Below are 23,803 nucleotides of genomic sequence, written 5' to 3'. Positions count from 1 at the left end.
GCTTGCCGTCCGGAGTCGTGCGGACCGAAACACAGCCCTCGGGCAACATGCCCGCCTGTCCTCGGTCTACTTGGTCGTGAGATTATAGTAGGTGACGTCTGGCGAGGAGCCCTGCACGAAGCCTTCCACATTCTCCCGATCGGCCCGCTGCGAGGTGGCCTGGAACATGATGACGTACGGACCTTCATCCAACAGCCGTTTCTGCAGGTCGATATAGGCCTGCATGCGCGCCTCGGTGTCGCTCTCCTCGGCGGCGGCCCTGGTGGCCGCGGTTAGCTCAGGCGAGTCCCAGGCATTGCGCCAGGCCAGCGGCTTGGCCGTGGCTTCGTCGGAATTGTCGTTGTTGGTGATGAAGCCATCGGCATTGGTGTGCGGGTCCATGTAGTCGGGGCCCCAATATACCATCAGCGCCTCGTGCTCGCGCGCGCGATACTTGGTCAGCATGGGCGCCATTTCCGAGGACACGATGTTCACGGTGACACCGGCTTGCGCAAAGGTTGACTGCACCGATTGGGCCATGTTGACAAAGGGCGAGAAGTTGGGCGCATCGAGGTCAAGGGTGAACCCGTCGGGCAGGCCCGCTTCCGCCAGCAGCGCCTTGGCTTTTTCCGGATCGAAGTCATAGGGGTTCTCGTTATAGGAAGCCCAGAAGCCCTCCGCCCAGAATGACTGGTGGACCTGCGCGGCTCCCTTGAGGAACGAATTGGCTATGCCCTCGTAATCGATGAGGTGTCGCAGCGCCTGGCGAACTTTGGGATCCTGCAGCTCCGGAGTCTTTTGGTTGAGGCCGATATAATAAAGCAGCGCCTGCGGGACCGTGGTGACCTCGATGTCAGCATTGCCTTCAATGGAGGCAATCTGGTCCGGGCTCAGGTTCATTGCAATGTCGACATCGCCCTTCTCCAGCGCGAGCCGCTGGGCCGAGGCTTCTGGAATGTGCTGCACCACGACGCGCTTGAGATTGGCCTCGCCGCCGCGATAGTTCGGATTGGACGCCAGAACAACGGCCTCATTGGGCGTCCAGGAGCGGATCACATACGCCCCCGACCCGGCCGAAGTGGTCTTGAGCCACGCATTGCCCAGGTCGCCATCAACTTCATTTTCCAGGGCGAGCTTGCTGTCCACCACGGAGCCGACCACTGAACCAAGCAGCGCATAAACCAGCGAGGGCGCGAAATCGACGCCGATCTGGACCACCAGGGTCGACTCGTCTGGTGCAGTCACCATCGTGTCGACATTCTCCTTGGTCCAGCCCAGTTGCGAGAGCAGAAACACCGGCGACTTTTCGAGCTTGATCACCCGTTGCAGCGACCATGCGGCGTCGCCTGCAGTCACGGGGTTGCCCGAAGCAAAGGTCTGGCCCGGCCGCATCTTGAACGTAAAGGTTCTGCCGTCTTCGCTGACTTCAACGCTCTCGGCGGCGCCGGGGACCAGACTGTTCACGTCCGTCGGCTCGAACCGCATGATGCGGTCATAGGCATTGGCGAGCACCTCGATGCCGGAGAGCTCATACGCCTCGGCGGGATCAAGCGAGATCAGATCGTCGATCTGTTTGGCGATCACCAGCGTATCGGCCGGTGTCGCGGCAAACGCGTGAGGCATGAGCGCCAACAGCGCCCCCGTAACTAGACTATATTTCAGGCCGTTCCACATGCACGTCTCCCTATGGAAGTCCTTCGCGGTCGTTTGCGAGCGAGGATCTTACCGCAACCACGTCATGTGAAGTGCTTTTGCCTAAAAAGACAAGAGACTTGCTAGGCCCCTGCCCGCGTAAAGCCGCGGCTTGCTTGAACCAGGTTGCGCGTGTACTCGACCTTCATCTTGCCTGCCCGCAGGTCCTCGGCGCTGATCACTTCAACCACCCGGCCGAGCTGCATGATGGCAATGCGGCTGCAAAGATGCGCCACCACCGCAAGGTCGTGGCTCACCAGGATGGATGTGAGGCTGTAGCTGCGCCCGAGCCGCCCCAGCAGATTGAGGATTTCGGCCTGGATGGATACGTCCAGCGCCGATGTCGGCTCATCGAGCAGCAGGATTGGCGGCTTCAGCATCAGGGCGCGGGCAATGGCTACCCGCTGGCGCTGGCCGCCGGAGAGCTGGTGGGGATAGCGGAAGCGCTGCATGGGTTGAAGTCCGACATCGGCAATCGCTTGCGAGACCTTTGCGTCGATATCGCTTTCCCGGTGGATCTCAAGCGGCTCCCTGAGGGTGTCGTCGACGGTCTTGCGCGGATGCAGGGAGCCGTAGGGATCCTGGAACACATATTGCAGCAAGCGCCGATCGGAGCGTCGCCGACTGCCAGCGGGCCGGCCGTTGACCTCGATGGCTCCGTCGCTGGGGGGAACCAGACCCGCGATCGCCCGCAGCACGGTGGACTTACCCGACCCGGACTCGCCAACAATGCCAAAGCTTTCACCTGGCGTCACCGCAAAGGAAACGCCCTGCACGGCGCGGATTTCCCGGCTGCCCACACGAAAAATGACGTCGAGATTGTTGACCGAGATCACGTGAGCCACTCGGGGTCACGGACCATGGTCGCAAGTTCAGCCTGTTGGGCATCGAGTGATGGGGTCGCCGCCACCAGCGCCCTTGTATAGGGGTGGCGCGCATTGTGAAGGTCCCTGGCCGCGCATTGCTCGACAATGCGGCCGCCATACATGATCAGCACGCGGTCGCAGAAGCTCGCCACCATGGTCAGATTGTGGCTGATCATGATGAGCCCCATGCCGCGGTCACGCACAAGATCATCCAGGATGCGCAGGACTTCATTCTGCACGGTGACGTCAAGCGCCGAAGTCGGCTCGTCGGCGATCAGCAGGTCAGGTTCGGCCACCAACATCATGGCAATCATCACGCGCTGGCCCATGCCACCCGAGAGCTGGTGGGGGTGCAGCCCATGAACCAGTTCGGGGTCACGGATCTGCACCGCCTCGAGCATCGCCAGCGTCCGCTGCCGGGCGTCGGCGCGGGATGTCTTGATGTGCAGCAACAAAGTTTCCTCGATCTGCTTGCCGACGGTCTGTACTGGGTTGAGCGAATATTTTGGATCCTGCATCACCATTGACATGCGGCGGCCGCGCAGTTCGCCCCATTCACGCTCGGTGCAACCCAGCAGGTTCTTGCCAGCGTAGGTCATTGTTTGCGCTGTGACAGTGGCCGAGCGCGGCAGCAGGCCGAGAAGCGCGCGTCCCATTGTGCTTTTGCCTGATCCGGACTCCCCGACGACACCGAGGCGCTCCCGGCCCAGGGTGAAGCTGGCGTCCCGGACCGCGCGCGTCACGCCGGACCGTGTTGGAAAGCTAACCTCGAGGCCTTCGACGACAAGAAGATTATCGGTCATTGGATTTGGGATCAAACACGTCACGCAGCCCATCGCCCAGCAGATTGAACCCCAAGCTGACGATGAAGATGGCGAGCCCAGGAATGGTGGCCACCCACCACTGGTCAAGAATAACTTCGCGCCCCGCCGAAACCATTGCCCCCCATTCAGGAGTCGGCGGCTGAGCGCCAAGGCCAAGAAAGCCGAGACCGGCGGCGGTGAGAATAATTCCAGCCATGTCGAGGGTGAGGCGGACGATCACCGAGGACAGGCAAAGCGGCACCACGTGTCGAAACAAGATCCGCCCGGTCGAGGCGCCCTGAAGGACGGCCGCCTGAATGAAGTCGCTATGGGCGATCGCCATGGTTTCCGAGCGCGCCAAGCGGGCATAGGCAGGCCAGGACGTCAGAGCAATGGCGAGCACTGCGTTTTCAATGCCCGGCCCGAGCGCCGCAGCAAAGGCAAGTGCCAAAATCAGGCGAGGGAAGGCCAGGAATATGTCGGTGATGCGCATCAACACCACGTCCACCCAGCCACCCGCATAGCCTGCCGCGGTGCCCAGCGCGAGGCCAATCGGCACAACCACAACCGAAACGAGAAGCACGATGGCCAGGGTCGCCCGTGCCCCGTACAGCGTTCGAGTGAAGATGTCGCGGCCCAACTCGTCGGCACCAAACCAGTAAGTGGCGGAGGGCGGTGCAAGCCGGTCACTGAGCACTGAATCGAACGGTGACTTGCCCATGGTCAACAAGGGCGCGAACACCGCCAGCAGAACCAACACTGTGACAATCACCAACCCGATCAGCGCCGTTGGATTGGCGACAACGGCGCGGAAACTGCGGTAAACGCTGCCGAATATGGCCTGACGCCGGGACTGGGGCGCGTCGCTTGCCAGCCACTGTCCAATGGTGTCGCTCATGAGCGCCTCAGCCGCGGATCGAACAACTTGTAGAGCATGTCGGACACGACGTTGATCGTGATAAAGACCGCGCCAACCAGCACCGTCCCGCCCAGCACGGCGTTCATGTCGCTGTTGAACAAGGCGCGGGTGATGTAGAGACCCAGCCCCGGCCAAGCGAACACTGTTTCCGTAAGCACAGCTCCTTCCAGCAGCGAGGCATAGCTCAGCCCGATCACGGTGATCAGCGGCACCATGATGTTGGGGAATGCGTGCCGCCAAACTGCACCCCAATAGGAGTTGCCCTTGATGCGCGCCGCGATGACATATTCCTGGCTTAACTGGTCGATCATGAAGCTGCGCGTCATTCGGGCGATATAGGCAAGCGAGAAGTAGCCCAGCAAGCTCGCGGGCAGGATCAGGTGACTGAAAGCATTCGAGAAGATCTCCCAGTTTCCTTCCAGCGCTGCGTCGATCAGGATCACGCCGGTGCGGTGCTCAAGGACGCCCTGGTAGAACACATCCAACCGACCGGTTCCTGCCACCCAGCCGAGCTTGCCATAAAACAGGAAAAGTCCGACCAGACCAAGCCAGAAGATCGGGACGGAATAGCCGAGAAGACCCACCACCCGGATCACTTGATCCGGCCAACGGCCCTTGGCTGCAGCTGCAACAACCCCCATTGGAATGCCAAGCACCACCCCGATGATGATGGCGATGGTTGCAAGTTCAAACGTGGCCGGAAATACGCGCAACAGGTCGCTCAGCACCGGGCGCGAGGTCAGCACCGAAACCCCGAAATCGCCGGACACGAGGCGCTTGAGGTAGATGCCGTACTGAACAAACACCGGTTGGTCGAGCCCGAGCTCCTTGTAGACCGCATCATAAGTTGCCGCGCCCACCCGGTCGCCCGTCACAGCGAGCACCGGATCGATATTGGTCAGGCGGCTGATCAGAAAGGTTACCGCGGTCAGGCCAACAAAAGTGATCGCGAGGGTAAGTACAAGTGAGGCAATCCGGCCTAGAACAGCCACCGGCCGCTTGCCGCTGACGCCTCGCGCAGCACTTGGCCCGGTTTGGACCTGAACTTCGGCCCTCACGCTACGGCGTCCACGCGCATAATACCCCGAAGGCGAGTTGGGCTGCAAAGGCTAGCCGAGATTGCAAACCAGTCCCCAAACCTATCCCAGCGCGGCTGGTGGTTCACAGGCGGGAGTGGGCGATTACCATTGGTACGCAGCATAAAACCAATAGCCATGTCGACGGCCGTAACCCTGAAAAGCATGGCATCTACCATTGGCGTAGGCGAAACTTTCGCGTCCGCCGACAAGATCCGGGGCTCCGCTTTGAGACGGTCGCGGTTACGAATGCGCCTGCCGCCAACATAGTTTGCCCCCTGATTGACCAATACTTGCCACCCATTCAAACTCGGCGCAAGGTAAGCCCGATAGACAGTTCACCTTTATATACAGGAGGCGCACTCAGCCCATGTGCACGTCCGCAGCCAATCCGCGACCCACAGTAGCAATGGGGCACGATGCTCAAGCTTTATGTCTATGGCTCCTTGCACCGGCCTTTTCTGGGGCAGGAAGCTAGACGCAACATTGATCCGATGTTGGCTGACCGGCAGCTGGTGCGGGCTTCAACACCAATTGGACTGCACTCAACGGGTCGCGCCGGGCGTCAGCCCAACGTTGCGCAATATCGCGAATGCTTCCTCGACCAGCAAGATCAGTGCCCACGCTCCTGGCCGGGCCACCCGGTCCTTGCACGTGCGCAATGACCGCCGGATGTCCGAACTGCCAAGACGATCAATCAGGTCGACAGGCATCGATTTGCGGAACCAGTGAACCGAACCTCGCCGGTGCCCCAAGGGTGCAATGGACTTAAGCTATGAACAAACGCTCCCGTCACATGCGACGGGATGCTATGAGAGAATCCGCCTTTTTGGGACTCTGCTTCTGCAACTTCAATGGCTAGGAATGGCTGACATATGACCGCTTGCATACCGTAATCGAGGCCGGCGGAACCGGTCCGCAGACGGGCAGGCCCATCGTGTCCTATATCTTCCGCATCCGCAGGAAACTCAAAACCCTGTGCAGCGATACCGCCGAGCGCATCGTGCCCTTGCGGGGCATCAAGGGCTACATGTTCGCTTCTGAACCCACGTTCGTGGAAGGCGTGCAGGAGGAGCTTGCGCTCGTGCCGCCCCCACTGGCCCCGAATCAAGCCACGCCTTTGGTGCAGTCCCTGGTTGACGCGTTGCGAAAGACCTCGACGTTCCGGAATCGGCCGGCGGACTTGAATTTCTTGTTGGGAAACGGCGAAAGTCGACGGGAATTTCTCTCTCCCTTGAAGCGCTACATCAAGGAAGTGAACGCGGCAATTTCGCATATCTATCCTGACGCCCGAAATCCACTCTACGTCCTATCCAGAGCGAAGACCCATCGCGAAGGCGGTGTCGTGCATATCCGCTATGTTCCGACACCGCTCGGCAGGAGGGTGAGACAAGCTCTGGGAATCGATGAGGACGGCATCGCTGGGTCGGTAGGCGATCCGAGCTGCGTCGCTTAAGCGGCCGCCTCGACGAGGCGCCGCACCACGCTCGGTCTTGTAGAGATCATACTCGTAACGGCACGCTATCCTCGCGCCTTATGAGCATCGTCGTGGGTCCTGCGTTAGTCCACGCGAGCATGGGCCTATGCCGCCTAAAGGACAACAGGTTCGACCCGGGCTTCGTCGTGGATATCGGCCCATCGACTTACCAGATCTGGCCCGCATGGCCGCGCTACGTCTTCGATTTGCAAACAGGGGCCATCGTCGGCAGTCAACATCAACGGCAATATTGGGGTGGTATGCTGTCAGTCTGCTTTAAGAAGACGTCTGGGAAAATTGACATTGCGGCCCAGTAATGCGGTCGCGGAGGAATCTGCCGACCTTGGATGACCGCATCATGTCCCGCGCCGGATGTAGCTCACGTCGTGCGACGTTCAGAACTTCCATTGGCGAACATGGATCGCGGCAACATTGCGGAAGCCGCGATCTAAGGTTATCGACTACTTATAGGCAGCAACGCCGGCAAGTGCACAAGACTGCGCGGTCTGAATGTAATTGGCCACCTTCTCTACGCCGATCACCCATGGGTTGGATGAGCTCGTCTCGCTTAAGGCATGCTTTTCGTAAGTGTTGTCGAGGCCCGGGTGGTTGGCAATCATCACGTCCGCGCCTTGATCCCGCACGAGAGATTCAAAACGTTCTGCGGACGCTGCGTAGGTGCGGAACCATTCGATCTTTTCATCCCCTTCAGCACCGCCGAAGCCAAAGCCCGTACCGCCCCACTGAGCAACAACGTGTTCGCCATCGTCACCCTGGACGTTGAAAATGGTCGACACCGTGCCCGGTGTATGACCAGGGGTGATGTAGAAGCGGAACGTCGTGTTGCCCAAGGTCAGTTCTTGGCCGTCTTCAATGACCTGGTCCTTGACGGGCTTGGTGTCAGGCTCCCCGCGACCGTTACTCATAAACTCCCACTCGGGCTCCGCCATCAAAACCTCAGCGCCGTACTTGTCCTGCAGCTCGCGCGCAGCGCCGTAATGGTCGGCGTGACCATGGCCGATGACGATGTATTTGATGTCCTTGGGATCGAGGCCAAGCGTCTCTAGGCCGCTTTCAATCAAGTGCCCCGAGTCCGGATAGAGCGCATCGATAAGGACAAGCCCTTCGCCCGTATCCACCACCCAGGCCGATGCTGAGCTTTCCCAAAAAGAATATTCGCCAACGTAATAGAGGTTGTCAAAAACCTGCATCGGAATGGCGCGCTCGATAGACTCCGAACGTGCATTTTCAGGCGTTGCAATCTTGCCCGCGCTCGAGTTTTCGATCCGGGGACAGATCATGTTGAAAAGGTTGTAGTGGTCAGTTCCTGCCGCTGCATAAGCGTCGCGGAAATGGTCTGCAACGTTGCCCTCATCTTGCGCGAACACCGCACCTGAAGCCATGAAGGCCAGCGAGGCAGCCGCAAAGACTGATAGGGTCGATATCGATTTCAATTTCGTCTCCTCAGGAAATCCAGCGGGCCGTTTCTTTGCTCTTCATAGTTCATTGAGCTCTTAGCGACACTGGTGAGCGATGCAGAGGATCTGACCGCACTCGAATGTACGAACTAGTTAGTTTATGTCAACCTGCTCTTGTGCTTCTTGGTGACCTCGGAGGTCCACCCGAAGCACTGCACCAGAGAGAGGTCTTCCAGCCTCTGGTCCGGCCCACCGATACCGCTCGATTGGACATCACAAGGACTGACCGGAACCCTCATTGACTTAACTAACCAGTTCGTACACCATTTACGTTAAGGAGCGGCTTTGGGCTGCGACGGCCACTTGACGAATGAAGCAAATACTCAACGCTGACACTTCCTATGTAAGCCCCCACTGGGAGGAGGAACCTCTGCCTGATCGTCATTCAGATTTGGGGGCGGACCCGATGCAAAATATATTCAACCTAACGGGAAGAGAATTCACCTTATGAATAGGATGCTGAAATTAGTCGCGGCGGGCCTGTCGTCCCTAGTTGTTCTGTCACTTGGCGTTTTCCCGAGTGCGGCTCAGACCAAACCGACAGTTCAAAGCTCGAGCGTAGAGCGTCCAGAGTCGATAATTTATATCGGCAACAGCTTTTTCTACTTCAACAATGGAATAAGCGGGATGATCTCGCGGATCATGGCATCCGCAGATCCTGATTTTAAGTTGCGATCGTCACTTGTTACAATCAGCGGCTCCGGATTCGACTGGCATGACGTCGAGTCTTACTTCCGTCCTGATGCGATCGGCCGGTACACAATCGGTGGCGACAACGTCGTGACTTTCAACGAACCGGGCCGTCTGTTCGACTTGGCGGTCATGATGGATTGTAGCCAGTGTGCGGTTCATCCGCAGCTAAAGGACATATTCTACGAGTACGCGAAAAAACACTCCGAAACGGTTCGAGAAAACGACGCTGAACCCGTCTTTTTTATGTCATGGGCCTATCTAGACAAGCCGGAGATGACAGAACAACTTGCCGAAGCCTACACCCGCATAGGGAACGAAAATAACGCGCTAGTCATCCCGGCGGGGTTGGCATTTGCCAGGTCGGTTGCAGAGCGACCCGACATAACGCTGTACACTGCTGACAACCGCCACCCAACAATGGAAGGAACCTATCTAGCAGCCCTCACTACCTACGCGGCAATTTTTAAGAAGAATCCAGTTGGCGTGACTTACACCGCTGGTTTCGAGCCGGACGTTGCGGAGTTCCTGCAGACGGTGGCGTGGGAGACGGTCAACGAATACCTCGCACCCTGATTGCAATCGTTCTGGTCGCAAGTGAAAGATAGTTGCGCCCTGTCGTAGAGAAAGCCCCGTTGCTCTTTGAGCACACGTGGCTTTCTTTAGTGGAACTGCCCGCCGACCTAGGCCGGCTTATGGGCCCCTGCGAGAGAACACAGGCCCGTTTGATGGTACTCTGTTCAGACCCGGAGACATGTATGCTGTCTGGGAGCGCTCCGTCGATGTTATGCGTCGTCACCGGCAGAAACCAGCATTTTGACGAGTCAAAGTCCCATACCAGCGATTGACGCACCGACCGCCTGAGTAGCTGATCGTGCGTTGCACTAGCCTACTCACCAGCTGAATTGCTGGGAGGGAACGTCCGCTTCCAACGAATAATGTCAGGCCGTCGAACGACCGAGATGGGGTCGGCTCCGGTCCGGCACCTTTGGGGTGGTTTGCGGACTGGCGGCTTTTAACACAGCTGATGGAAAAGCAAGCCCGCTGCCGGTTTCCTCCGCCAGTGCCGCGAGACTGGCACCAATTCTCAACATGGCGGAGGCTACTGATGCCTGCAACGCTTCAACTATCCCCAGCTGACCGGGACAAGCTAGTAAAGCTTGCCGCCACCGAGGTTGACCATGCTTTGGCAAGGTCAAACCCTGTCCAGTATGAGCGCCAGCTGCAAGGCGTGCTGGACACTGTCTTGAACAGGTTGGCCAGTCCGCAATACCCCGACACCATCGACGCCATCGCGGAACAGAGAAACCAGTTCAGCGCCATCAACGGCCCACGCCGCCCCGGGACAAAGGTCTATGGCAGCATCGACAATGTTCCCAGCAGCCTGGTGCCGAAAGGTTTCCGCGAGCGGGTAGATGGTTACGTTGAGCAGCGCATCGGGGGAACACCCTCGAGCGTCGGTGGTGGCCTACATTATGCTAATCCCAAGGTGTCGGACGAGTCTAACCTCGGCTGGATCAACGCCTTGGATGGCCCACGCTTCGGTGCCGGAGATAGGATCCACCAGCACGGCACGACACCCGACAAGCGGCCCATCGAGGCACGGCTCGCCGCACATCCAGCAGACACCGCGGTAACCCCTCGCCCAAGAGGCGATATGGTCATAGCAACCACCCGGGGCCGGCAGGCGACGGATGCAGGTATGCAAACGGCTTTGCTGGGGTGGCTTAACGGGCCCTCGGCAGCAACAGGGGCACTCGATGCCATAGCCGCAGCCACTGGGACGGATACGGGCTTGCCGCCCAGCCTCAGTGCTTATGGACCACGCCGGCCCCCAGATCCGCCGCGCCAACCTTTGCTGACCCAGGGCCGAGAGGTGGACCGTTCGGTTCGGGGTTCCAATGCTACCGTCCGGCCTTCGCTGCAGGACGCCTTGAACCGGCTTGTCGCGCCACCCTCGCTTCCTGGCCCAACCCGGAAGGGTATACCAGGCGGACTTGGTGCACGTGAAATCGAGCGGGAGCGCGCCAAGCAGCCACCGAAGCCGCCGAGCCGCCCCATTGCTCAGATGGCGCAGATCTATAATCAAGGCGGGCCAACTCGGCCGGGAACGCGGGTGGCGGCTCCCTCGCTCATCAGCGACATGTTTGGCAGCCTGCCTACGGCCTCTGCGGACCTGCAGGGGGCACTGAACAGCAGGGCTGCACAGGCAACCCGGCCCACGCCGGCGGTGCAGAGCCGCGACCTGGCGCTGGTGCGCAATCCGGTCATGAGCCCTACTGCCCGAACGGCCCAGGTGACGCCCGCCACGCCCAGGGTGGATCTGGGCCTGCTGGCTGCTCTTGCTGCACAGCCCACTCGGGCAGCCCCGCAGCCTCCCCGCTCGGTCACCGAAATGGCGAGGGTTTACGCTGATGGCGGTCCCACTCGCCCGGGCACCACCCCACCCGCTCGGCAGCTATCCTCTCCGCAGCGACTGTCAGCGGCTCTCGCCCCGGCTCTTGCTCCGAGTGCCAACGATGCAATGCTGGCGCGCGGGGCCGCACCGCGGCCAAGTGCTCCTGCCGCCAGACCCGCACCTACATCAACCCCACGGATCGATGTGGGGCTGCAGCAGGCGCTCGTGGCCAACCTGACGAACCCCACGCCCGGCCCTTACCCCAATGCCAATACGACGCGGCTGCCGACGCTCGGCCCATCATCGCCGTTAGCACCGCCCCGCGCCCCAACCCCGCCGGCAGCCCCAAGGGCTGCCATGCGGGAACCCATGAACCCAGGCCCGGCCGGCACTGCCGGTTGGCAGACCACCGCCAGCATACCGACAAAGGCGGCAGCCCCAAGCGTTCCCCGGATCGATGTGGGTCTGCAGCGCGCATTGGTGCCCCAAGCCGATGTGGCGCGGCCTTCAAAGCCATCTGCAGCAGAAGATCGGCTTAGCCCGACGCCCCCGATACCCCCTGCCACAGCATTCATCGGCCCCATGCTTCCGGCCAATCCCTTCCAGGTCGATGGTGTTCCCGGCGGCAAAAACACAGCATTTCAGCTGGACGGAAGTGTGCGCCCGAATGGCCAGCCTAACTTGGTGCCGGCGAACCCGACTTTCCTAACAGCATCAGCTACGCCTCCCCCACCAAGACCGCGGCCCGAACCACCGGCACCGCCACTACCGCGGCCACGTCCGGCGCCTCCTGCAGCCCCCTCTACCAAGACGGTAATGAGAACCACGCAGGTGGAGAACCCTGATTTTAAGACATGGCAGGCAAACCAGACCGGCAAGGCGCAAACCGTGCCGGCAGCATGAAGATAAACTTGGGCAGCCGGGACAGTGTCGCGGCGGCTGCAAAGGCCCAAGCGGAGCTGGCGGCGGCGCCGCCAGACCGTTGGATCACTCGGCAGGTGCCGGTGACGATTAAAGTGCCAGCTCCACCAGTTAAGGCGGTGGTGGCAGCCCCGCGTCCCCCGGTGTTCACCCCACCTCAGCCTCCGCAACAACGCGCCGCTCTCGGGCCGGCCCTCACGGCTCCTGCTGCACCTATTCGCCGCTCCATCTTCGGAGCGCCCGTCATGCCTCGCGCCATGGTCCCTCCGGCCCGGCCGCCGCTCGAAATCACCGTGCAGGGTGCGGGCACGATCCAGCCGCTTGGCATGCTCTCCGGCTCCGGCGGCGGATCGTCGGCACCCGCCAGCTTCCGCGGCACTTCCACCGGCAACACCTATACCGCCGGCCAGACCTATTCGAACGACAACGGCACGTTTGTCGCCAACTCCGACGGCAGCTTCACCGACATCACGACTGGCCGTCGCCTCGCTGGCTCGAGCGGCAGCAAGTCGGGCGGATCATCCCCGCGCGATTACTCGCCCGCCCAATCCATTGCAGGGTGACATGGTGGTCAAAGCGCACGTCAGAATTGCCGCTGATGCCTCCCTGCAGAAAGGCGACATGCTTGTTCATGCCGGGGATGGCACCGCACGGCCCCTAAGCGAGTCGTCAGCGGCAGAAGCGGCCTTTGCACGGGTGATTGACCCAACACCGGGCGAGCGGGCGCCAGATGGCAGCTACAGGGTCCGCTGCGAAATGCTCATCACCAGACCATTCCGAGGAAACCATGCAGACCATTGAAAACAACCGGCGCATTTTCCTTTTCACCATCGAAGGGCTCCCCACCCATGAGCTTGCTCGGCCCCTCTATCATTGGATGGCAAAGCTATCCCGGGCTGAAATTGACCCTGTATGGGGTGAAGATCCGATTGCCGAGTTCAGATGGCGAGTGAAATTTTCGACCAACTCGTCGGGCGGCTGGAGTTTGAAGGGTACGCCCGGCCAGAAGTCCGAGACTTGAACGCTGACGTCATCGGGTATGCCATGGATGCGTTCCGATGGCTCTGGCGCATCCTTCCTGATGTTGAAAATCAGGAAGGGCCAGCACACCAGATGTTCTTGGCCGATGTGGTGGGGCGGAACTAACCATGCGCGGCACGAAAGACAACGCTGGAACACTCCCCGCAAGGCAGGCCCAGCACGTTCCGGGGCCGAAGGAAACGGACGCACTCGCCAAGCAGAAGGAGCGGAAAGCCGCCCGCGGGCCCCGGCCCAGGTTCAATGTGAGTCCTGGCAACACGCTAGACATAGACCACCCGGTCGCTGAAAACGGCTGGATGATGCTCATGGAAAGCCTGGGCACTTCCGACCCGAAGGTCGCCAGCATGATTGCCCAACAACTGGGGGAGATTACCCAGTCAGCGGGCTCCCTCGTATCTGACCCGCTCAACCGCGCTCTTGCTCTGGTGCAAGGCGTTGGGCCCCGGGACGAAATTGAGCTGATGCTCGCAACTCAAATGGCCGCCGTCCACCTGGCCACGATGGTACAGGCCAGACGCCTGCATGGCGCAGACAACCTGGATCAGCAGAACAGCAGCAGCAATAGCCTCAATAAGCTTGCCCGCACCTTTGGCGGTCAGGTCGAAACACTTAAACGCTACCGCACCGGCGGGGTGCAAAAGGTCATTGTTCAGCATGTGCAGGTGAACGAAGGCGGCCAAGCCGTAGTAGCCGGTGAGCTTGCGACGGGAGGGGGCAAACAAGAAAAGGACAGTCAACCCCATGAACGAAACGACATGCGTGTTCCCGAGGGCCAAGCAGTGCTCAGCACGCTCGAAGCGCTCGGGGTGCCAATGCAGGGCGCCAGCAGTGAAGGGCTGGAAGGTTTGCAGGTTCCACGGAGCCAGGGGCGGCCAGCCCTCCGGGCCGTCGAATAGCCGATATGTGCACGGGCTCTACACGCAGGAAGCCATCGAGGAGCGGCAGGCCGTCAGCACCCTGAACCGCATCAGTCGGCAGCACTTGGCAGCGCTGGCATAGGCAGGCACAGGGAACTTCTAATGAGCTCCGCTTTCACCGCCCCCGTCAGTATCCGAAAGCAGGAGAGGCAACGTTTCGATGATTGAACGTAACTGGACCACCGCCAAGGGTTGGAGGCGCAGATGAGCAACGATGGCCCTGGCGGTAACCGCCCCGCCGCCCGCCTCCACCAGATCAACCTCAGCTGTCAGGGTGATGCGGAGAATGTCGCCTGCGACCGTGTAAGTGCCGACCTGATCCGCAAAGATTATGGGTGCGTTTGCATTGAGAACCGCTGGCTCCACATCTGCGGCGGGCCCGTCATCCCTATTGCCCCCGGCATTCAGCGTAGCTCCCTTGTCGTCCGCAGACCCCGAAGATTTACCTGACACTTGCTTTCCTCCCGAACGCTATACGATTGCCCCCGTGCGTAACGAGAGTCACCGGGAACGAAACGGGATTTCGCCGTACTCCATGCTTCCCTTCCATCAGCAGCACAGATGCGTCGCCAGGGAGATGAACGGCTGGCGATTTTACGTAATGTTCAGGGCTAGCAGGCATGGATAGGGGTCCATGTGAGGCCCGGCTTGTGCGGCAGGCAAAGTTTGTTTCCTTGATACGTGATGCCGAATGGCTGGACCGGGCGCGGGTGCGCGCCTACATGCTCATCCTTTTCGGAATAACGGCGGCGCTGGTCGCGGTCTGGATCGTGCTGGCACGCGAGTTCGTAGATTGGGCGGGGCATCCGCTGGGAACCGACTTCATCAGTTTCTACGCCGCCGGGCAGCTGGCCTTGGCAGGCGCGGCGGCCGATGCCTGGGTAGTGACGCAACATGCGACGGCGCAGAACGCTATTTTCGGGCGGGATCTAGGGTATTGGGCGTTTTTCTATCCGCCGCCTTACCTATTGATCTGCTTGCCGTTCGCCCTGCTGCCCTATGGGGCGGCGGTCAGCTTATGGCTGGTGGGGACCACAGGGGCGGCTATCGTTCTGGCACGGCGGTGGGTGGCTTCGCTGCGCGGGGAACCATTCGGCTTGTTGCCGCTGCTGGCGTTCCCGGCGATATGGATCAATGTCGGCAACGGGCAGAATGCGGCGCTGACAACGGCAATCCTGATCGCCGGCTTCATGGCTCTTCCAAAGCGGCCGCTGCTGGGGGGCGCTATCCTCGGGCTGATGGTGATCAAACCGCATCTGGCCCTTGTGCTGCCGTTTGCGCTGGCGGCGTCGGGCCGGTGGCAGGCGTTTTTAGCGACGGGATGCAGCGCGCTGACCTACAGTGTGCTGTCCTATGGGCTGGTTGGCACTGACGGCTGGCTCGGGTTTATTGCGGGAACGGCGTTGGCGCGGCAGACGCTGGAAATGGGCCTGGTTGATATCGCCAAGATGCAGAGCCTTTTTGCTGCTGCACGGTTGTGGGGCGCGCCGCTGTGGCTGGCCTATGGCATGCAGGCCATGGGTGCCGTTACTGCAATTGGCACTTTAGTTTGGTCAGTGCGGCGTTATCCGCCCGATGCGGCAGGCTTGGCAGCCCTGACCGGGGCGGCAACGCTACTGGTGACACCATTCCTGTTCGATTACGACCTGCTAATCCTGGCGCTGCCGCTGTTGTGGCTGGCGGCGCAGGGCATGCGAACCGGGTTTCTGCCATGGGAAAAGTCAGTCCTGTTCGGGGCGTTTGTATTGCCGCTGCTGGCACGGACGCTGGCGATGGCATTGTACCTGCCGACGACGCCTCTAGTGACGGCGCTAGTGATGGTGCTGGTTATCCGGCGAATGCGCACTTGAAGTGCTTTCGCTGACCCATGCCACCAGCCGGCAGCAGCGAGAACCTTGCGCGCCGCGCGGGTCACTGACACCCGGTGCTTTTTCTCCACCCGATTGACCCTGGGGTAAACGAGCTGCGCAAGTTCCTCAGTCGTGAAGGCTCCAGACGGGTTTGCCTTAAACGCGGCTGCGATTGCCTGCTCGATCCTGCCAGGACCTTTGCTCATAAGTGTTTCCTCTTCACAGGGGCTTGTGAGTTGGAAACACTTAAAGCGAGCAAGCCCCCAGCACCCTTTGCGCCCAAGAACCGCACCTACCGGGCCTCGCTCAAGAAACCGTCGCGGAAGTAGTATTCAACGCTCTCTGTGCTCTTGGGCACATGGTCCATCAGCTTGAAAATGCCGTCACCGTCCGCATCTTCGACGTAGGGCACGCCCAAAGGCAGGATCGAGAGCGACCACCAGTTGGGGTTACTCGACCAAGCTAGAATGCCGGTTATGGCCCCATAGGTTGACCCCATGTCGTATGCCGGAATGAAATAGGCCGGTTCGCAGGTGGCGCAGAACTTCACCAGCTGAATGTGGTCGCGCTCGATGCCGGCATTACCTACGCCGACGCTCAGCAGCTCAGCTCCGAACTCCACAAGGGATACCCGCACAGTTTGGGGTCGCTGCTCTTTTCGACAACCAGCGTGGTCTGACCGGACGATAACTCGATGCGCGCCAGCTCCTCCGCCTTCGCATTGCTAATCAGTGCAAAGAAGGCAGCAGCAGTAATGATCGAAGCTCTCATTCCGCTGCTCCGATTGGCTTCGCCAAGCGCACGCCTGGCTGCCCGTGGTTCAAGAACTCAACGCCCAAGCCTTCCAACGCGGCCATCACGGCTTTGACCTTATCCAGCCCGCTGGTGAGCGTTTCAGCCCCGCGCTTTTCCATGGCCCCGATGGTGTTGACGTTCACGCCTGCCAAGTCGGCCAGCTTGTTCTGATCTATGCCGGCCAGCGCTCTCGCGGCCTTTAGTTGATTGCCCGTGGTCAGCATTCTGCGCCCCTATCCCTATCTCGCTAGGTTTTATCCCCATTTGGCTGTTGACCGCAACTAAAAGGTATGGTCTATAGCTTACTAGGGATAAAAACTAGCCAGGTAGGGAATAAAGCAGATTCTCGACCGCTCTGACATCTTAAAAGCAGCCTGGACCACCTACCGCGCCAACTCTGCCTTACTCGGTGAAAAGGGCCTGACTTTCAGCCGCCGTCGCTTCGCTCTTGCCCTGCGCCTTGCATGGTCCAACGCCAAGCTTGTCGCTTTCTATGCCCAGCAGGAAGCTGTGCGCGCCGCCCAGATTGTTGCCGCTCCTGCTGTCGCCGCGGTTCGCAACGAACTGCTGGACCTGCAGACCAAGGACCGCTGGACCGCTCGCGATTTCGCCCGCCAGTCCGAACTGCACGCCGCACTGGCAGCCTAAGCCAAGGAACCCTGAGCCATGGCACTCGCACCCTTCCACCCCACAAAGCTTGCGGTACTTGCGTACCGCCCGAAGGCGTACTGCGCCGCAAGCGCCTACGGCGGCGGTTATCGCGTCGTCTTTGAGGGCAATCAGATTTCCGAAACCTGCCGCACGGCGGGAGGGGCATGGCGGTCAGCGCTGGCCCGGCTGAACAAGGCCAAGGCGGCATAGCCCGCCCAACCCGAGTGGACCCAGCGGAGAGTGCAATCCCCGCTGGGTCCTGACCATCAACCGACCCTGGAGAACCGATCAATGACCCAAGACAGCAATAACCGGGCGGCGCCGCCCTTACAACTCGAGCGCGGCGCCTGCCGCCCGGTCGAGCCCGGAACCCGCCGCGCCTTATTACGCGCAGCTCCGGCCGTCGCCATCATTGCGGCGGCCCCTACCGCAGTTCGGGCGGCCATGCCTGCTTCGGGGCCAGTCATTGCCGAGCTCCAGCCGTTGCAGCAGGTCGAGCACCATCTTGAGCAGTACCGCCGCGCCATGGTGGCCGCGGACCAGACTATCATCGGCTGGACCATCACCCGCGACATCGAGACGGGCTTACCCCATTCCCTGAACTCGCGCCGCGACGCCGAACATACCGATGTGGCACGTGCCATTCGGGCGTTTGAAGTCAGCCTCAAGGCCTCTGACAAGGCCATGGACCAGCAGGAGCTCATCGAGCGCCAATTGGCTGAAAACCCCAAATATGAGCGCACACCAAAGGTGCAATACTGCAAGCGCATTCAGTTCAGCTATGGCTAGGGAGGGACACGGGACGCCACCGTTCCCTTGTACGCGTCCAGCATCGATCAGCTTGATGAGTTATGCGAAAGGGACTGCCACTCAGCCCGCGCCATGTTCGGTGACAAAGGGGCTGACCGGACCGTCTCCCGCTACGCACCTTTAAAGGTCGAGCTTGCCCGGAAGATCCGCCGCAAGAAGCGCCTGGAGCGGGCGGCCGGACTCCCGAAGGCAATTGCGGAGACGCGCGCCGCCCTGCGGGCGGAAGAGCAGGCCGCGGTAGCGGTGCTTCTGGCGCGCCCGGCCAACCAAGGCGAGCTGGATATGAAGCGGCGCTTCCTTCGCAGCCGGGACCATTTCACAGCCGAGTGGTGGGATGCGGAGAACCTTTTAACCGCGCTCACCGCGAACCTGGTGGGGGCACTCTGATGGCACACACTCTCCTCTCTTTGTCCCGCCGCTCGCTGCTCCGGGCCTCGCCCTTCCTCGCCGCGGCTGTTGTTGTTTCTGCCCATGTTGCCGCCGCCGAGACCGTTCCGGATGTGCTTCTGGCCCTTCTGGCCGAATATGATGCGGCAGCGGATCAGACGAAAAGCACCCGTGAGAACTGCCAGAATGTGCGCCGGGCGTGCTCTCAAGCCATCGAGAAGGCCTGTCTGTTCGGGCCGGCTGCTGATGGCTCCATGGTTCGCCTGGGTGACTACGGCCCTCGCTGCCACCCTGAAACCCTCGCCAATTTGAACCGGAAAGCGCGCGACAAGGAGCTTATGGCTGCATTCCGCGATCCGGTGGCCGTGGCAGAAATCAAACGACGCTTCCGTGCCATGGGACGGCGATTAAACCGTCAGGCTCGCCGTTACCGGGCCATCGAAGTGCAATTTGGGGTTGATCAAGCGTCCCATGCCGAAAGCGATGCTTACCGGCGCTATGAGAACGCGCATGACGCCCTAAAGGCGTTCCGCCCTCTCTCGCTGCCGGAGGTTGCTGCAATCACTCGCTCGATGCGGCGGGTCGGCGCCTTTGTGGGCTATGGTCATGGGCTGAACGCCTCAGACCTCGCCATCATGCTCAACCCAGATCTGGCGGGGGCATGATGACCACGCACGACTTGTTCGCCCCTCCTGCCCTCTCCCGTGAAACTTTCACCTCACGGCATTTGTCGGTGGTTCCTGTCACCAGCGACGGCATGAACCCCACCCTTCGCGGTGGTTGGGATTATGTCCTGGCCGCACCCGTCAACGGGTTCATCTACGACACCCTCTATGTGGTGGACTTCGCCGGCTGCCCGACCATCTACCGGTGCCAGAACTGCTTTGACGGCAGCATCCGCCTGGCTCGCGATAACCCCCTTTATTCCGACCTGACCATGACTGCCGAACGGTTCAGCGAGGTGGTGTTGGGCATCGTGGTTTGCGACCTCAAGGTGAGGGATGCGGATCGCATGGCAGCGGCATGGGAGGCGAGGCAATGAGCCGGCTTCACCGAGCTATCCGCCGAGCCGTGGAGCCAAGGGAAAGTGACACCGAGAATATGGCCCGCGCCAGAGCACTGCTCGATGGCTTCCTTACTGCGCTCCCCTTCACCACTGCGGTCACCCTTCTTTTCATGCTGGGGCTGGGGTGGTGCTCGCCATGAACCGCCGCGAACTGCGCGCACGCGCCGAGGCCACGATTGAGGAGCTAATCAGCATCCTCGACGCTCTGGACGGCGACCCAGACCAAGAGGCCGAAACCGACCTCGACATCAACCCCACCAGTTTGCAGGCCGTGAACCGTGTTCCGGCCAAGCACATCACCCGCCGGAGGGCAGCGTGAAGCCTATTCTTGTCCCCACCTTAGCAGAGCTAGCAATTGAACTGGAAAAGGCTGTTGCAGCCTATCGGGCAGCGGAAGCTGCTTGGGGTGCCTATCCGCACCCAGGACCCAGCCGGGATGACCCGGTAAACGTGCGGCTCGACGCTGCAGCAGGGAACTGCCTCGACGTGGCAGCGCAAATAGGGAGCTGCCAGCACAATCGCTTACGGACCTTCGGATCAAAGCGCGGGCTTTGAGCTTCGGCGGCGATTACCTGATCAGCGCAGGCAAGGTGATGGACGATAAGCTTATCGCCCAGCTTGTCTCCGGCCTCCTAGACGAGAGGATCCGCTGATGAAGCTCATTGAGAACGGACTGACGCTCACCAAGCGAGACCTCTTAAATCGACTCAACCAGATGGAGAAAGCGCTGGGCACTCAGGCGCAGCGTGCTGACGCGGCCGAGCGAGCCAACAGCGCCTTGATTGCCGAAGTGGTGCGTTTGCGCGCTCCCGCTCCCACAGAAACGCCGCCCCGGTTGACCCTGTCAACCTCGCCACCACGCGATTTGATCAAGCAGACAGCCACTCTATCGGTTGCGCATGACTCGGTGCCGGTCGATATCTCCCCCCGCATCGAGACCGCAGATGAACGAACACAGTGAACCAGCCATAGCCGACGCAATTTTGCGTGCTCGCATCTCGGGGCTCCAAACACCTCGCGCCGCGTATGAGTACATGGTCCGGCGTCCAGTGAGCGACGAGGAATGGGCAGAAGAGGGGCCGGCCTGGACTATGCATTCGGCGCGGTCTGATGCCGATCTGCTCGCTGCCAGCAGATCGTTTCGAAACCGAAGGCGCTGACCCCAGCTCTAACGGTTCGAGATCTGCTTACTTACTTAATTGCCTGAATGGCAAAGCTCAGGGCCAGTTGCAAAACAGGCTCTCCATCTTCGTTGCGCACCCACATGGTGAGGTTTTTTTGCGGGGCGCCGCCGGGGATAAAAGACCTTGCGAACTCGGCAATAGTCATTGCCCCTTCGTCACGGGCGGCCTGATCGTCTGCTAGGTCGGAGCCTATGTCGTCCCGAAATAGATCTGTGCCATCGTCGGTCGCCGCTAACTCGATTCCCGCCGGTCAGGTCCTGATAAAGGACGAGATCCGGCACGGCGGTGTCAGACATATCTCCCCGCGGCTGAGCAGCTTCAAGCATACTGAGGAGTCCGCCTGCGCCTCGCCCCCCTCGGCCAACTTTGGAGAAGTTCTCAAGGAGGGTGCGCGGCGGGGCTGCCCGGCTTGTGCGAGCCAAGCAGCCTGTGCAAATTCACTCATCGTCGCTTTCAATCAGCGACTGAGGCGTGCCGTGCGTGAGCCGCTGCGGCCGCGGAATGGGTGGGACGCCCGCATTGAGCTCGGTTCCGACCACCTGCGTTTCCGTGAGAGGACGCAGACTATCCTCGTCTACCAGCAGCAAGCTGTGACCGCTTGTATTCCTAACCTCAACGCGTAGTACCCCGTCCCCCCACTGCTCCACTGCCGTCGCCTTGATACCGCGCGCGGATAGGGTGGCGATGATCGACGCGACAGGGCGACCATTGATCTCATTGTCATCTGCCAGGCTCTGTGCCGACAGTGCAGGAGAAGTGAGCAGCAAAGCCAGAGCAGTGCTGGCGGTTATCTTGAGCGACATCGAATTTCCTTTGTGTTTGGTGTGGCCCTCATCCGGGGCGGCGTTCCGCAGGCGCTTCTGCTCCACACGTGAGCACGACCGCTTCCAGGTGCCGTTTCTAAGCGCTAGCGGAATCTGCCGCGTCGTAAGAACTGCTGTTTAAGTGCCGATCTTGCGGGTCATCATGGTCGCGCCACCGATCGGGCACCGGCAGCTGACCGCTAGCGCCATGCTTGCGATATCGCAGGGCACAGCTCCGTTCCGCCGGCAAGAAGGCCGCCAGCGCCGGCCGACCGAAATCCGGTGGCGATGCCGGGCGAATACTACATCAGCCTAGGCTTCAACCAGGCGACAAGGCAGGGCGCTGGCGACTGGTGGGCTGACTAACGCCTGCGAGTCCGCAAGATCGGCACTTAAGCAGCACATTCTGCGCCGCACGACCCGGTCGTGACGCTAACATCCTCATCCTAAGCTGCGCCGCTCTCGTATCGAGCGGAACTTGTGCACAGGGACCACGCGGGTCGCTGGCGTATATCAACCAAGCCAAGAGGAAGGATTACCTGCAATGGCAACCATAACAGCGGGCGACGGTACCACTATCTTCTACAAGGATTGGGGACCGGAAGATGCCCAGCCCGTGATGTTTCACCACGGCTGGCCGCTTAGCGCCGATGACTGGGACAGTCAAATGCTGTTCTTTCTGTCTCATGGCTATCGGGTGATAGCGCATGACCGTCGTGGTCATGGCCGATCCGATCAGACCGATGCTGGCAACGACATGGATACCTACGCCTCCGACGTGGCGTTGATCGCCCAAACTCTGGATCTGCGCCACGCTATCAACATCGGGCATTCGACAGGTGGAGGCGAGGTCGCGCGTTATGCCGCCCGCGCGGAGCCCGGCCGCATCGGCGGCGCTGTCCTGATCGGCGCTGTGCCGCCAGTCATGGTCCAGTCGAGCACCAATCCAGGTGGTATTCCCATGCAGGTGTTCGACGAGTTCCGCGCGGCCCTTTCCAGGAACCGCGCCCAGTTCTACCTGGATGTACCGAGTGGACCTTTTTACGGTTTTAACCGCGACGGCGTCGAGGTCAATCAAGGGCTCATCGACAATTGGTGGCGCCAAGCCATGAGCGGTGGCGCCAAGGCGCATTTCGACTGTATCGCCGCGTTTTCCGAGACGGATTTCACCGAGGATCTGAAGGCCATCTCCGTCCCGGTCCTGTTTCTGCACGGTGAGGATGATCAGATCGTTCCGTTCGAAAACTCGACTAAGAATGCAATAAAGTTGGTCCGCAACACTACCTTGAAAACATACCCCGGCCTGTCTCACGGCCTGTTTGCCACCCATCCTGAGCTAGTCAACGCCGATCTGCTCGCGTTTATTCGCGACCTCTAAGTACATAACCAACGACCTCATGGTTCTGTGCCGCCACGGGCGCACCGCCCTCCAGCTTGATCACCCACGAAGCAGGTGGGGAAGTGGCCAAACTGCTGTGCGTCGTGCGGCGCAGCCTTCATCGGTCGTGAGGATATGAGGCTTAGAGCCCCCATTCCGGAGCTGAAGAGTTATCGCCCATCCATACCCGCCATGACGTACCGCCGTCACCTCGGACGATCAGCAGATCGGTCTGGATAGATCCCAGCTTAACCGCAGCAACCTCCTATTTCACGACAATGCCGTGATGTCGGCTTTCAGGCCGCGGTACGAAGAGCGTGAACGGCAGCAACGGGGTCGCTTGCCCCTGGTGACATCGCCACAACCGTTTCTCTCACGGCCGCTTCGGCCGAAGGAGAAATGTAATGGGTATCTCACAATATGATCCTGCTGCTGCAGGTAGGCCCGCCTGGAATGCGGGCAGGCAAGTTGGCGCCAAGCACGCCTTGAAGGTCAGGCAGATTTGGTCAATCCGGTTCTTTCTTGACCGAGAAGGTCGGATGAGAGACCGGGCACTGTTTGACCTCGCGATCGACAGCAAGCTTCGAGGCTGCGACCTGGTGAAGATCAAGATCGGCACCCT

General features: G+C 60.6%; 26 protein-coding genes and 1 pseudogene. 16 read left to right on the top strand and 11 right to left on the bottom strand.

Annotation, left to right across the window (positions count from 1 at the left end; translation table 11 throughout):
• Nucleotides 1-66: 66 nt before the first annotated feature.
• The 6 genes from AC3YMN_RS15870 to AC3YMN_RS15845 form a co-directional block, all read right to left on the bottom strand.
• Nucleotides 67-1,653: an ABC transporter substrate-binding protein gene (locus tag AC3YMN_RS15870; RefSeq protein ID WP_489890745.1), complete on the bottom strand. Its 1,587-nt coding sequence runs from the start codon at nucleotides 1,651-1,653 to the stop codon at nucleotides 67-69.
• Between the two features lie 101 nt (nucleotides 1,654-1,754).
• A complete protein-coding gene (locus AC3YMN_RS15865) occupies nucleotides 1,755-2,516 on the bottom strand; it encodes an ABC transporter ATP-binding protein (RefSeq protein WP_489890744.1) in 762 nt (253 codons plus the stop codon).
• Nucleotides 2,504-3,340, bottom strand: coding sequence for an ABC transporter ATP-binding protein (locus AC3YMN_RS15860; RefSeq protein WP_489890743.1), 837 nt, complete (start codon nucleotides 3,338-3,340; stop codon nucleotides 2,504-2,506). The genes AC3YMN_RS15865 and AC3YMN_RS15860 overlap by 13 nt, the downstream gene beginning before the upstream one ends.
• On the bottom strand, nucleotides 3,330-4,238 hold the full coding sequence (gene nikC / locus AC3YMN_RS15855) for a nickel transporter permease (RefSeq protein WP_489890742.1): 909 nt from the start codon (nucleotides 4,236-4,238) through the stop codon (nucleotides 3,330-3,332). The genes AC3YMN_RS15860 and nikC overlap by 11 nt, the downstream gene beginning before the upstream one ends.
• The gene (locus AC3YMN_RS15850; RefSeq protein ID WP_489890741.1) at nucleotides 4,235-5,317 is read right to left on the bottom strand and encodes an ABC transporter permease; all 1,083 of its coding nucleotides are present in this window, start codon (nucleotides 5,315-5,317) and stop codon (nucleotides 4,235-4,237) included. Before AC3YMN_RS15850 ends, nikC begins: the two co-directional genes overlap by 4 nt.
• Nucleotides 5,318-5,880: 563 nt before the next feature.
• The gene (locus AC3YMN_RS15845; RefSeq protein WP_489890740.1) at nucleotides 5,881-6,090 is read right to left on the bottom strand and encodes a DUF6538 domain-containing protein; all 210 of its coding nucleotides are present in this window, start codon (nucleotides 6,088-6,090) and stop codon (nucleotides 5,881-5,883) included.
• A gap of 182 nt (nucleotides 6,091-6,272) precedes the next feature.
• On the opposite strand from AC3YMN_RS15845, the gene AC3YMN_RS15840 reads away from it, so the two are divergent.
• Complete coding sequence (locus AC3YMN_RS15840) at nucleotides 6,273-6,791, top strand: hypothetical protein (protein ID WP_489890739.1); 519 nt, start codon at nucleotides 6,273-6,275, stop codon at nucleotides 6,789-6,791.
• Between the two features lie 482 nt (nucleotides 6,792-7,273).
• Here AC3YMN_RS15840 and AC3YMN_RS15835 read toward each other — a convergent pair whose 3' ends face one another.
• A complete protein-coding gene (locus AC3YMN_RS15835) occupies nucleotides 7,274-8,266 on the bottom strand; it encodes an MBL fold metallo-hydrolase (protein WP_489890738.1) in 993 nt (330 codons plus the stop codon).
• Nucleotides 8,267-8,737: 471 nt separating this feature from the next.
• Between AC3YMN_RS15835 and AC3YMN_RS15830 the strand changes: the two genes are divergently transcribed.
• The 5 genes from AC3YMN_RS15830 to AC3YMN_RS15810 all read left to right on the top strand — a co-directional run bounded on the left by AC3YMN_RS15830 (nucleotide 8,738) and on the right by AC3YMN_RS15810 (nucleotide 16,107).
• On the top strand, nucleotides 8,738-9,556 hold the full coding sequence (locus tag AC3YMN_RS15830; protein ID WP_489890737.1) for a hypothetical protein: 819 nt from the start codon (nucleotides 8,738-8,740) through the stop codon (nucleotides 9,554-9,556).
• Nucleotides 9,557-12,544: 2,988 nt separating this feature from the next.
• Complete coding sequence (locus AC3YMN_RS15825) at nucleotides 12,545-12,862, top strand: hypothetical protein (RefSeq protein ID WP_489890736.1); 318 nt, start codon at nucleotides 12,545-12,547, stop codon at nucleotides 12,860-12,862.
• Nucleotides 12,863-13,086: 224 nt separating this feature from the next.
• Nucleotides 13,087-13,320 carry a hypothetical protein gene (locus AC3YMN_RS15820; protein WP_489890735.1) on the top strand — a complete coding sequence of 78 codons (234 nt, stop codon included), beginning with the start codon at nucleotides 13,087-13,089 and terminating at the stop codon, nucleotides 13,318-13,320.
• A 127-nt stretch (nucleotides 13,321-13,447) separates the two neighbouring features.
• Nucleotides 13,448-14,236 carry a hypothetical protein gene (locus tag AC3YMN_RS15815; protein WP_489890734.1) on the top strand — a complete coding sequence of 263 codons (789 nt, stop codon included), beginning with the start codon at nucleotides 13,448-13,450 and terminating at the stop codon, nucleotides 14,234-14,236.
• Between the two features lie 695 nt (nucleotides 14,237-14,931).
• The gene (locus AC3YMN_RS15810) at nucleotides 14,932-16,107 is read left to right on the top strand and encodes a glycosyltransferase family 87 protein (RefSeq protein ID WP_489890733.1); all 1,176 of its coding nucleotides are present in this window, start codon (nucleotides 14,932-14,934) and stop codon (nucleotides 16,105-16,107) included.
• A gap of 292 nt (nucleotides 16,108-16,399) precedes the next feature.
• Here AC3YMN_RS15810 and AC3YMN_RS15805 read toward each other — a convergent pair whose 3' ends face one another.
• Both AC3YMN_RS15805 and AC3YMN_RS15800 read right to left on the bottom strand, forming a co-directional pair.
• Complete coding sequence (locus AC3YMN_RS15805; RefSeq protein ID WP_489890732.1) at nucleotides 16,400-16,744, bottom strand: hypothetical protein; 345 nt, start codon at nucleotides 16,742-16,744, stop codon at nucleotides 16,400-16,402.
• Nucleotides 16,745-16,874: 130 nt separating this feature from the next.
• Nucleotides 16,875-17,126 carry a helix-turn-helix transcriptional regulator gene (locus tag AC3YMN_RS15800; RefSeq protein ID WP_489890731.1) on the bottom strand — a complete coding sequence of 84 codons (252 nt, stop codon included), beginning with the start codon at nucleotides 17,124-17,126 and terminating at the stop codon, nucleotides 16,875-16,877.
• A gap of 286 nt (nucleotides 17,127-17,412) precedes the next feature.
• Between AC3YMN_RS15800 and AC3YMN_RS15795 the strand changes: the two genes are divergently transcribed.
• The 8 genes from AC3YMN_RS15795 to AC3YMN_RS15760 all read left to right on the top strand — a co-directional run bounded on the left by AC3YMN_RS15795 (nucleotide 17,413) and on the right by AC3YMN_RS15760 (nucleotide 20,777).
• A complete protein-coding gene (locus tag AC3YMN_RS15795) occupies nucleotides 17,413-17,550 on the top strand; it encodes a hypothetical protein (RefSeq protein ID WP_489890730.1) in 138 nt (45 codons plus the stop codon).
• A gap of 18 nt (nucleotides 17,551-17,568) precedes the next feature.
• Nucleotides 17,569-17,763, top strand: a complete 195-nt coding sequence (locus AC3YMN_RS15790; protein ID WP_489890729.1) for a hypothetical protein — start codon at nucleotides 17,569-17,571, stop codon at nucleotides 17,761-17,763.
• An 81-nt stretch (nucleotides 17,764-17,844) separates the two neighbouring features.
• Nucleotides 17,845-18,342, top strand: coding sequence for a hypothetical protein (locus tag AC3YMN_RS15785; protein WP_489890728.1), 498 nt, complete (start codon nucleotides 17,845-17,847; stop codon nucleotides 18,340-18,342).
• 93 nt (nucleotides 18,343-18,435) lie between these two features.
• A complete protein-coding gene (locus AC3YMN_RS15780; RefSeq protein WP_489890727.1) occupies nucleotides 18,436-18,750 on the top strand; it encodes a hypothetical protein in 315 nt (104 codons plus the stop codon).
• 20 nt (nucleotides 18,751-18,770) lie between these two features.
• On the top strand, nucleotides 18,771-19,415 hold the full coding sequence (locus AC3YMN_RS15775) for a hypothetical protein (RefSeq protein ID WP_489890726.1): 645 nt from the start codon (nucleotides 18,771-18,773) through the stop codon (nucleotides 19,413-19,415).
• A complete protein-coding gene (locus AC3YMN_RS15770; protein ID WP_489890725.1) occupies nucleotides 19,415-19,792 on the top strand; it encodes a S24 family peptidase in 378 nt (125 codons plus the stop codon). The genes AC3YMN_RS15775 and AC3YMN_RS15770 overlap by 1 nt, the downstream gene beginning before the upstream one ends.
• Before the next feature lie 160 nt (nucleotides 19,793-19,952).
• Nucleotides 19,953-20,135, top strand: coding sequence for a hypothetical protein (locus AC3YMN_RS15765; RefSeq protein WP_489890724.1), 183 nt, complete (start codon nucleotides 19,953-19,955; stop codon nucleotides 20,133-20,135).
• 333 nt (nucleotides 20,136-20,468) lie between these two features.
• Complete coding sequence (locus AC3YMN_RS15760; RefSeq protein ID WP_489890723.1) at nucleotides 20,469-20,777, top strand: hypothetical protein; 309 nt, start codon at nucleotides 20,469-20,471, stop codon at nucleotides 20,775-20,777.
• Between the two features lie 230 nt (nucleotides 20,778-21,007).
• Here the strand turns inward: AC3YMN_RS15760 and AC3YMN_RS15755 are convergent, their stop codons facing one another.
• Together AC3YMN_RS15755 and AC3YMN_RS15750 are read right to left on the bottom strand one after the other, a co-directional pair.
• Nucleotides 21,008-21,241 carry a DUF6894 family protein gene (locus AC3YMN_RS15755; protein ID WP_489890878.1) on the bottom strand — a complete coding sequence of 78 codons (234 nt, stop codon included), beginning with the start codon at nucleotides 21,239-21,241 and terminating at the stop codon, nucleotides 21,008-21,010.
• 196 nt (nucleotides 21,242-21,437) lie between these two features.
• Nucleotides 21,438-21,803, bottom strand: coding sequence for a hypothetical protein (locus tag AC3YMN_RS15750; RefSeq protein WP_172125205.1), 366 nt, complete (start codon nucleotides 21,801-21,803; stop codon nucleotides 21,438-21,440).
• 544 nt (nucleotides 21,804-22,347) lie between these two features.
• Between AC3YMN_RS15750 and AC3YMN_RS15745 the strand changes: the two genes are divergently transcribed.
• Both AC3YMN_RS15745 and AC3YMN_RS15740 read left to right on the top strand, forming a co-directional pair.
• Nucleotides 22,348-23,181: an alpha/beta fold hydrolase gene (locus tag AC3YMN_RS15745; protein ID WP_489890722.1), complete on the top strand. Its 834-nt coding sequence runs from the start codon at nucleotides 22,348-22,350 to the stop codon at nucleotides 23,179-23,181.
• Nucleotides 23,182-23,585: 404 nt separating this feature from the next.
• Nucleotides 23,586-23,803 (top strand): annotated as a pseudogene (locus tag AC3YMN_RS15740) (integrase); the annotation flags it as partial.

The sequence above is a fragment of the Devosia sp. Z11_6 genome (assembly GCF_058133665.1).
This window is presented reverse-complemented; position numbering and strand designations above follow the sequence as displayed.

What these genes read in the sequence shown, in the direction of transcription:
- AC3YMN_RS15870 (WP_489890745.1), bottom strand. Translation starts at nt 1,653, where the DNA reads ATGTGGAACGGCCTGAAATATAGTCTAGTTACGGGGGCGCTGTTGGCG.
- AC3YMN_RS15860 (WP_489890743.1), bottom strand. Translation starts at nt 3,340, where the DNA reads ATGACCGATAATCTTCTTGTCGTCGAAGGCCTCGAGGTTAGCTTTCCA.
- nikC (WP_489890742.1), bottom strand. Translation starts at nt 4,238, where the DNA reads ATGAGCGACACCATTGGACAGTGGCTGGCAAGCGACGCGCCCCAGTCC.
- AC3YMN_RS15830 (WP_489890737.1), top strand. Translation starts at nt 8,738, where the DNA reads ATGAATAGGATGCTGAAATTAGTCGCGGCGGGCCTGTCGTCCCTAGTT.
- AC3YMN_RS15825 (WP_489890736.1), top strand. Translation starts at nt 12,545, where the DNA reads ATGCCTCGCGCCATGGTCCCTCCGGCCCGGCCGCCGCTCGAAATCACC.
- AC3YMN_RS15820 (WP_489890735.1), top strand. Translation starts at nt 13,087, where the DNA reads ATGCAGACCATTGAAAACAACCGGCGCATTTTCCTTTTCACCATCGAA.
- AC3YMN_RS15815 (WP_489890734.1), top strand. Translation starts at nt 13,448, where the DNA reads ATGCGCGGCACGAAAGACAACGCTGGAACACTCCCCGCAAGGCAGGCC.
- AC3YMN_RS15800 (WP_489890731.1), bottom strand. Translation starts at nt 17,126, where the DNA reads ATGCTGACCACGGGCAATCAACTAAAGGCCGCGAGAGCGCTGGCCGGC.
- AC3YMN_RS15790 (WP_489890729.1), top strand. Translation starts at nt 17,569, where the DNA reads ATGGCACTCGCACCCTTCCACCCCACAAAGCTTGCGGTACTTGCGTAC.
- AC3YMN_RS15785 (WP_489890728.1), top strand. Translation starts at nt 17,845, where the DNA reads ATGACCCAAGACAGCAATAACCGGGCGGCGCCGCCCTTACAACTCGAG.
- AC3YMN_RS15780 (WP_489890727.1), top strand. Translation starts at nt 18,436, where the DNA reads ATGTTCGGTGACAAAGGGGCTGACCGGACCGTCTCCCGCTACGCACCT.
- AC3YMN_RS15770 (WP_489890725.1), top strand. Translation starts at nt 19,415, where the DNA reads ATGACCACGCACGACTTGTTCGCCCCTCCTGCCCTCTCCCGTGAAACT.
- AC3YMN_RS15765 (WP_489890724.1), top strand. Translation starts at nt 19,953, where the DNA reads ATGAACCGCCGCGAACTGCGCGCACGCGCCGAGGCCACGATTGAGGAG.
- AC3YMN_RS15760 (WP_489890723.1), top strand. Translation starts at nt 20,469, where the DNA reads ATGAAGCTCATTGAGAACGGACTGACGCTCACCAAGCGAGACCTCTTA.
- AC3YMN_RS15750 (WP_172125205.1), bottom strand. Translation starts at nt 21,803, where the DNA reads ATGTCGCTCAAGATAACCGCCAGCACTGCTCTGGCTTTGCTGCTCACT.
- AC3YMN_RS15745 (WP_489890722.1), top strand. Translation starts at nt 22,348, where the DNA reads ATGGCAACCATAACAGCGGGCGACGGTACCACTATCTTCTACAAGGAT.